Below are 6,828 nucleotides of genomic sequence, written 5' to 3'. Positions count from 1 at the left end.
GGACATGGGGGGCGCAAACCGCGCCTCGTGGCACTCAACGCGTATGGGGTGGAACATGCCGCGTTGGAAGGAACTGCCGAGTTCGCTCGACGAGCGGGTGCGGCAACTGGTCATTCAGATGCGCCGGTTGAAAGATCACAGCGGGCTGAGCCTGTCGTCGCTCCAGTCCAAGACGGGATACGGCCGTTCGTCGTGGGAGCGCTATCTCAACGGGAAGGCGCTGCCGCCGCGGGAAGCGGTGGAGAAGCTGGCGCGGGTGGGCGGGGGCGATCCGGCCCGGCTGCTGGCGCTGCACGAGGTGGCCGAGGAAGCGTGGAAGGCCCGGGAGGCGGCGCGGGCCGACCCGGACGAGGGGCAGCCCGGAGACGGGGATCAGGTCGGGGTTGGCAGCCAGGCCGGAGACGGCGGTCAGGCCGGGGACGGCAGCCAGGTCGGGGAGGAGGCGCGCGGCGCGGACGTACCGGAGCCGAGGCGCACCCGGCGGGCAGCCCTGATCGGCGTCTGCACGATCGTGGTCCTCGGCGCGCTGCTCGTCGGACTGCTGATCGCGGCCCCCTGGAAGGACAAGGGGACAGCGCACCACGGCGAAGCCGCCGCAGGGTCCGGTTCGACCGCGTCGTCCCGCGCGTCGTCCCGCGGAGCCTTCGCCTACCGGCCCGGGAAGACGTACCCCTGTACGGTCCGCCGGCAGAGCGGCCGGCTGTACGCGGGCTACAGCAGCACCCGTACCGCCCTGCTGTCCGCACCCGGGTGGGACGTCGTCGAAGCGCAGTGTCTGCTGGGCTACCACGGCTTCGATCCCGGGGGAGCCGACGGCGTCATCGGGCCGAACACCACGCGGGCCGTCAAGCGCCTACAGGACAAGGCCGGGCTGAATCCCGACGGCGTTGTGGGCGTGAACACCTGGCAGGTGCTGCGGAGATGACGGACGCCACGCCGCCCGGCGCGGGTCCCGCGTGCACGCGGCTGGCCGGGGGACTGCGCGACCTGAAGGCCCGGACCGGCCTGAGTCTGACGGCGCTGGCCGAGCGCACCGCGTACAGCAAGTCCTCCTGGGGGCGCTATCTCGACGGCAAGCAACTCGCCCCGCGCCAGGCCGTCGAGGCGTTGTGCGCGATCGCGCGGGAGCCGCCGGCGCGCCTGGTGGCGTTGTGGGAACTGGCGGATCTGGAGTGGAGCGGTCGCCACAGGACGTCGGCGCCGGCACCGGCACCGGCACGTAAGGAGGGGGCCGGCGGTGAGCGGCCAGGCGACGGCCCGCCCGGAGACGACCGGTCCGGCGGCGATCGGCCGGGTAGCGGACCGTCGGGCAACGACCGGCCGGGCCATGACCGTACGGTCGGGGACCGAACGGTGTCCGGCCGCCGTACCCCTCGTATCCGGTCGCGGGTGTGGGCTCTCGGCGTGGCCGGGAGCGCGGTCGCCGTCGCGGCCACGCTGGGGGCGACCGCCCTGCTCGACGCAGGCGCGAAGGGCAGCCCGTCGCATGCCGTGCCCTCGACGTCGCTCTTGACATCGCCCTCGACGTTGCCCTCGACGTTGCCCTCGACGTCGCCCGCGCCGGCCTGCGACGCCGGGAAGTGCGCGGGCGCGAACCCCGAGATGATGGGCTGCGCGATGCCCGGGCAGGCCCACCGGCTGGGCACTTCCCACCGGACCCGCACCGGGGCGCGGCTGTCGTTCAGCTACAGCGAGCGGTGCCACACCGCGTGGGCGCTCGTGTGGAAGACGCAGGTCGGCGACGTACTCGCGGTGTCGGTTGCCGGGAGCGGCCCGCAACGGGTCAGGGTCACCGACCGTTTCGACGCGGAGGGGCCGCTCTTCACACCGATGGTCGACGGGAGGGACCTCACGGGACTGCGGGCGTGCTTCACGCCGGCGGAGGGCGGGCGTACGGAGTGTTTCGGCCGCTGAGGTCGAGCCGGATCGGGGCTGGCCCAAGGCCGACCTGGGGCTGATCCCCCGGTTGCCGTCGCGGTGATCCGGTGCTGGCCTTCCGGTTGCCGTCGCGCTGACCTGGCCGGCCGCCCTCGGCCGCCCGCACGGCCGCCGGCCACCGCCCGCACGCCCGCCGCCCGGATAACTCGGATGCGGGCGAGCCGGGTCACTCCTAGGCTGCGGCGTCAAGGGCTGGCACGGCGCCCCGTCGGCCGCGGTCGGCCGGCCACCGGATCGGAGATGCGCAGCGCAATGACGTCCCAACTCCTCGCCCTCAGTATCGACGCGACCTCTCCGCCGCGGCTCGCCGGTTTCTGGTCCGCCCTCCTGGGCCGGGAACTCGTCGACGACCCCGACGACGGCATCGTGCTCCTGCCCGCCGACGACACCGGCTTCCGTATCCGCTTCCTGCCGACCGACGAACCGAAGTCCGGCCAGAACCGGGCGCACTTCGACCTGACCAGCACCTCCCTGCAGGACCAGCAGCGGACGGTGGCCAGGACGCTGGAGCTCGGCGGGCGGCACACCGACGTCGGCCAACTCCCCGAGGAGAGCCACGTGGTACTCGCCGATCCCGAGGGCAACGAGTTCTGCGTCATCGCGCCGGGCAACAACTTCCTCGCCGGCTGCGGCTTCATCGGGGCGCTGTCCTGCGACGGTTCGCAGGCGGTCGGCTACTTCTGGAGCAAGGCCCTGGGGTGGCCGCTGGTCTGGGACCAGGACGAGGAGACCGCGATCCGCTCGCCCCGCGGCGGCAGCAAGATCACGTGGGGCGGCCCGCCGCCGATGCCGAGGCACGGGCGGGACCGGCTGCGGCTCGACCTCGCGGTGCCTGCCGGCGGCGACCTGCGGGCCGAGGTCGACCGCCTGCTCTCCCTGGGCGCGACCCGTCTCGACCCGGCCCCGGGTGCCGCCGACCCGAGCAACGCCGTTACGGGCGAGGCCGATCGGATCGCCCTGGCCGACCCCGACGGCAACGAGTTCAGCCTGCGCGCGGCCCGTTAGTGGTTGCGGTGGTGGTTGTGACTGCGGTTGCGGTAGCGGTTGTGACTGCGGTTCGGGGAGGCGATGGTCACCTCACGGCAGTCGCCCGGCCGTTGCGCGCGCAAGGGCGCCGGACGGGGCCACGGCATCGTGTGCGGACTTTGGACCGCCGGGTGTTCGGACCGCCGGGTGTTCGGCTCTTCGACCCCTCACGCCTTCTCGCCTTCTCGCTTTCGCGCCCGGCGAATTCGGAGGCGGTGCCACGACCCGGCGCCTAGGGTCGGGCGTATGACGCTTGCTTACGGTGTGACAGGAGACGGCCCGGCCCTGGTGCTGCTGCACTCCGGGGTGTGCGACCGGAGGATGTGGGATCGGCAGCGGCCGGTGCTGGTCGACGCCGGGTACCGGGTGGTGTGCTGCGACTTCCGGGGGTTCGGCGAGTCGCCGCTGCCGGACGAGCGCCACAACGATCCTGAAGACGTGGTGGAGTTGATGGACGTCCTCGGCATCGAGCGGGCCGCGCTGGTCGCCTCCTCGTACGGGGGACATGTCGCCCTGGAGATCGCCGCGCGCCGCCCTGACCGGGTGGCCGCTCTGGCGCTGCTGTGTGCCGGACTGCCGGGGCACGAACCCAGTGCGGAACTGCGCGCGATCGGCGAGCGGGAGGACGCGCTGCTGGAGGCGGGCGACGTCGCCGGGGCCGTCGAGTTGAACGTGGCGACCTGGCTGGGACCGGAGGCCGGGGAGGAGGCCCGCGCGAAGGTGCGGGCGATGCAACTGCGCGCCTTCGAGGTGCAGTTGGCAGCGCCCGAGGGGGCTGGGCGAAGGGAGGAGGAGGTTGACCTCTCGGCGGTCGGCGCGCCGTGCCTCGCGGTGTCGGGTGGGCGCGACGTGGCGGACTTCCGGCAAATCGCCGCACAGCTGCCGCAGTTGCTCACCGGCGCCGACGTCCGGCATGTCGAACTGCCCTGGGCCGGGCACTTCCCCAGCCTGGAGCGGCCCGAGGAGGTGACGGAACTGGTGAGCGGGTTCCTGCGGAAGGCGTACCCCGCGGGCTGACCGGGCGGACCGTTCCGCTGGACCGTACCCGTTCCGCCGGGCAGGCTCAGTCGCCGCTGGTGCCGTCGGTCCGCTCGCGCAGGATGTCGATGCGGCCGTTGTGCCGCGACAGTACTTCGAGATCGGCCAGACTGCCCAGGTCACCCTCGGGATCAACAAGGCCGCCCCCTCCGTGCAGGAGACCAACTACTACGATCTCGGCACCGCGCGCCTCAACCGGCAGCTGGTCACTGACGGCACCGGCACCGGCATCGTCCAGGACGCGCACTACGCCTACGACGACGCCGGCAGCCCGACGATGGCCGATCACCCGCGCGAACGCCACCACCCAAGCCGCCACCTACCGCCGCACCGACCCCTTCGGCAACGACCGCGCCACCACCATGGGCCCCTGGACCGGCGACCACGGCTTCGTCGGCGGCGTCGGGGGGCCTTGGGACGGACGACGCTGAAGTGGCGGCGGTCGAGGGTGGCGATGGCGTCCGCTCCGAGCCGTTCGGCGACCGCGAAGACGGAGGCGTCGACCGCGCCGAGGGGGAAATCGGCGTACTTCTCGACCAGTTCGACCATGCGGTCGATGTCCTGGGCGGCCAGGGGGATCAGGCTGATCTGCCCGAGGCTGACGGAGCGCAGGAAGGCGACCTCAGCGCGGGTACCGTGCTCGCGTTCCAGGAGGTAGCAGACCTCGGTGAGCACGGGGTAGGGGACCAGCAGCGGGCGTGGGGTGCGGCGCATCAGTTCGACGCAGCGGCGTGGTCCTGGTCGTCGGGCATCGGCAGCGGCGACCAGCGCCCCGGTGTCCCAGATGATCACTCGGTCTCGCGCCCCATCTCGGCGCGCAGGATCTCGCTGGAGCGGGCGCCCAGGTCACCCTTGCCGCTGGACAGCGCGCCGACGAAGTCGGGCAGCGGCCACTCCTGCCCGCCGTCCTCGGCCGGAGTGCTCTCCCGCACGAGGGCCAGTATCGGTGCGACCTGTGACTCCGGTAGCCGGTCGATCAGCTCGTGCAGCTCTTCACGCAAGGTGTTCATGACGCCAGGACAAGGACAACCCGCACGGCGTGGGAGCCGAACGAGGGCGGACTACCAGCACCCATCCAACAACCACGGACATCAACGCACGACCACGGACCCCAGCGGACCGCCGATCCGCCACTCGCCCCTTCGACGCGCCCCGGTCGCCCGCACCCCCGGCGCCCCCGGCGCCCCGGTGGCGATCCGCCCTCTGTTCGGGGAACACCGGTTGAAGCGCGGGAGACGCTTCGATGACATGTCCGGGGTGGACGAATATCCGTACATCCCTTCGGGTGGGGCCCGCGTCTCACAGGGCGATCGGCTTCCCCCCGGGAGTTCCGGATGTGCCCGACCACGGCAGCCACGGGCTCGACAGTGCCCTGGCCGGCCGGACGGACGGACCCGGGCGGAGCCGTCCGAGCGGCTCGCGCTCGTTCCGTATCCGCTGGGCGCCACTGCGGCGCCACCCCGACACGACTCGAAGGAGTCCCGCCGGAGATGAACCCCGTCACGCCCTCGTCCCTCGACCGGCCGGCCGACCGGACGCCCGGCGCCGTGTCCGTCGGAGCGCCGCCTGCCCCGCTGCCCGCCGTCGTGGCCCAGTGCCCCGAACCGGGCCCGGCCGCCGCTCCCCGGGGGCGGCTGCGCGCGCTCGACGGGCTTCGGCTGGTCGCCGCCTTGATGGTCTGCGCCTACCACTACGCCGGCCGTGGCGGCGACATCGACCTGTCGTGGGGCCGCTCGCCCGCGGAGGTGTTCCCGCATCTGGCCGGACCGTTCTCCTACGGCTGCCTGGGCGTCGAGATCTTCTTCGTGATCAGCGGGTTCGTGATCTGCATGTCCGGGTGGGGACGGGACCTGAAGGGCTTCGCGATATCCCGCGCCACCCGCCTCTACCCCGCCTACTGGGCGGCGCTCGTCATCGTCAGCGTCGTCTTCGCCCTGGCCGGCCGCCACCTCGTCTCCCGGGCGGACCTGCTGACGAACTTCACGATGCTCCAGATGCCGGCCGGTGCCGAGCGCGTGCTCGGCGTGTGCTGGACGCTGTGGGCCGAGATGCGTTTCTACCTGCTCTTCGCCCTCGCCGTGGTGTGGCCGGGGGCGACCCGCCGCCGCGTGCTGGTCTTCTGCGCGGTGTGGACGGTCCTCGCGCTGTACGCCGACAGTTCGGGGGAGGCGCTCGCGAAGACCGCCCTCATGCCGGAGTACGCGCCCTTCTTCGTGGCCGGCATGGGGATGTACCTCGTGTACCGCTTCGGGCACGACGCGATGTCCTGGGGCGTGGTCGTGGTGGGCTTCCTGCTCGGCCAGCGCTACGCGGTCAAGGCGAACGTCGCGCCCGCGCACCTGAACGTCTTCCACCACCGTACGGAACTCGGCGTGATCGCGGTGGTCGCCTTCGGCTTCGCCGCCGTGGCGGTGGTGACCCTGGTGCCGGCCGTATCCCGCCTGAACTGGCGCTGGTTGACCACGGCCGGCGCTCTGACCTACCCGTTCTACCTCGTCCACGACCACCTGGGCACGGTCGCCGTCGCCGTCCTCGTCCACAGCACCGCGCTACCGCCCGTCGCCGTCCTGCTGGTCGCTACGGCGATGATGCTGGTGCTCGCCTGGCTGCTGTACCGCTTCGTCGAGAAGCCGCTCGCCCCACGCCTCAAACGGGCGTTCCTGCGCTGAGGCGTTGGGCGGTCGGGCCGTTGGGCGGTTGGGCGGTCGGCGCGGTCAGCGGTCGGAGGCCGCAGCGGTCGGAGGCCGGCGCGGTCGGAGGTCGGATCACGCCATGATCCTCCGGGCCCGGGCCCGGGCCCGGGCCCGGGCCCGACCGCCGCCCCGG

At 72.7% G+C, this 6,828-nt stretch carries 8 protein-coding genes; 5 read left to right on the top strand and 3 right to left on the bottom strand.

What is annotated here, in order from left to right:
- The 4 genes from AC13HU_RS28435 to AC13HU_RS28420 form a co-directional block, all read left to right on the top strand.
- Positions 1–925: peptidoglycan-binding protein (locus tag AC13HU_RS28435; protein WP_483044821.1), on the top strand; the 925-nt coding region annotated here is incomplete at its 5' end.
- Positions 922–1,914, top strand: a complete 993-nt coding sequence (locus tag AC13HU_RS28430; protein ID WP_483044820.1) for a helix-turn-helix domain-containing protein — start codon at positions 922–924, stop codon at positions 1,912–1,914. The genes AC13HU_RS28435 and AC13HU_RS28430, both read left to right, overlap by 4 nt.
- 276 nt (positions 1,915–2,190) lie before the next feature.
- Positions 2,191–2,943 carry a VOC family protein gene (locus tag AC13HU_RS28425; protein ID WP_483044822.1) on the top strand — a complete coding sequence of 251 codons (753 nt, stop codon included), beginning with the start codon at positions 2,191–2,193 and terminating at the stop codon, positions 2,941–2,943.
- A gap of 267 nt (positions 2,944–3,210) precedes the next feature.
- Complete coding sequence (locus tag AC13HU_RS28420; RefSeq protein ID WP_483044819.1) at positions 3,211–3,981, top strand: alpha/beta fold hydrolase; 771 nt, start codon at positions 3,211–3,213, stop codon at positions 3,979–3,981.
- 46 nt (positions 3,982–4,027) lie between these two features.
- Here AC13HU_RS28420 and AC13HU_RS28415 read toward each other — a convergent pair whose 3' ends face one another.
- From AC13HU_RS28415 to AC13HU_RS28405, 3 genes are read right to left on the bottom strand one after another with little or no spacing between them, the layout of a single operon-like run.
- Positions 4,028–4,309: a hypothetical protein gene (locus tag AC13HU_RS28415; protein ID WP_483044818.1), complete on the bottom strand. Its 282-nt coding sequence runs from the start codon at positions 4,307–4,309 to the stop codon at positions 4,028–4,030.
- Positions 4,288–4,794, bottom strand: coding sequence for a type II toxin-antitoxin system VapC family toxin (locus AC13HU_RS28410; protein WP_483044817.1), 507 nt, complete (start codon positions 4,792–4,794; stop codon positions 4,288–4,290). Before AC13HU_RS28410 ends, AC13HU_RS28415 begins: the two co-directional genes overlap by 22 nt.
- Positions 4,791–5,012 (bottom strand): hypothetical protein, encoded by a 222-nt coding sequence (locus AC13HU_RS28405; protein ID WP_483044816.1) that lies wholly within the window; start codon positions 5,010–5,012, stop codon positions 4,791–4,793. The genes AC13HU_RS28410 and AC13HU_RS28405 overlap by 4 nt, the downstream gene beginning before the upstream one ends.
- A 480-nt stretch (positions 5,013–5,492) precedes the next feature.
- Between AC13HU_RS28405 and AC13HU_RS28400 the strand changes: the two genes are divergently transcribed.
- Positions 5,493–6,671: an acyltransferase family protein gene (locus tag AC13HU_RS28400; RefSeq protein ID WP_483044815.1), complete on the top strand. Its 1,179-nt coding sequence runs from the start codon at positions 5,493–5,495 to the stop codon at positions 6,669–6,671.
- Positions 6,672–6,828: the final 157 nt, after the last annotated feature.

The organism is Streptomyces sp. NH27, assembly GCF_056859195.1.
This window is presented reverse-complemented; position numbering and strand designations above follow the sequence as displayed.

Coding starts and splice junctions, on each gene's coding strand:
- AC13HU_RS28405 (WP_483044816.1), bottom strand. CDS start 5,012: ATGAACACCTTGCGTGAAGAGCTGCACGAGCTGATCGACCGGCTACCG.
- AC13HU_RS28400 (WP_483044815.1), top strand. CDS start 5,493: ATGAACCCCGTCACGCCCTCGTCCCTCGACCGGCCGGCCGACCGGACG.
- AC13HU_RS28420 (WP_483044819.1), top strand. CDS start 3,211: ATGACGCTTGCTTACGGTGTGACAGGAGACGGCCCGGCCCTGGTGCTG.
- AC13HU_RS28430 (WP_483044820.1), top strand. CDS start 922: ATGACGGACGCCACGCCGCCCGGCGCGGGTCCCGCGTGCACGCGGCTG.
- AC13HU_RS28425 (WP_483044822.1), top strand. CDS start 2,191: ATGACGTCCCAACTCCTCGCCCTCAGTATCGACGCGACCTCTCCGCCG.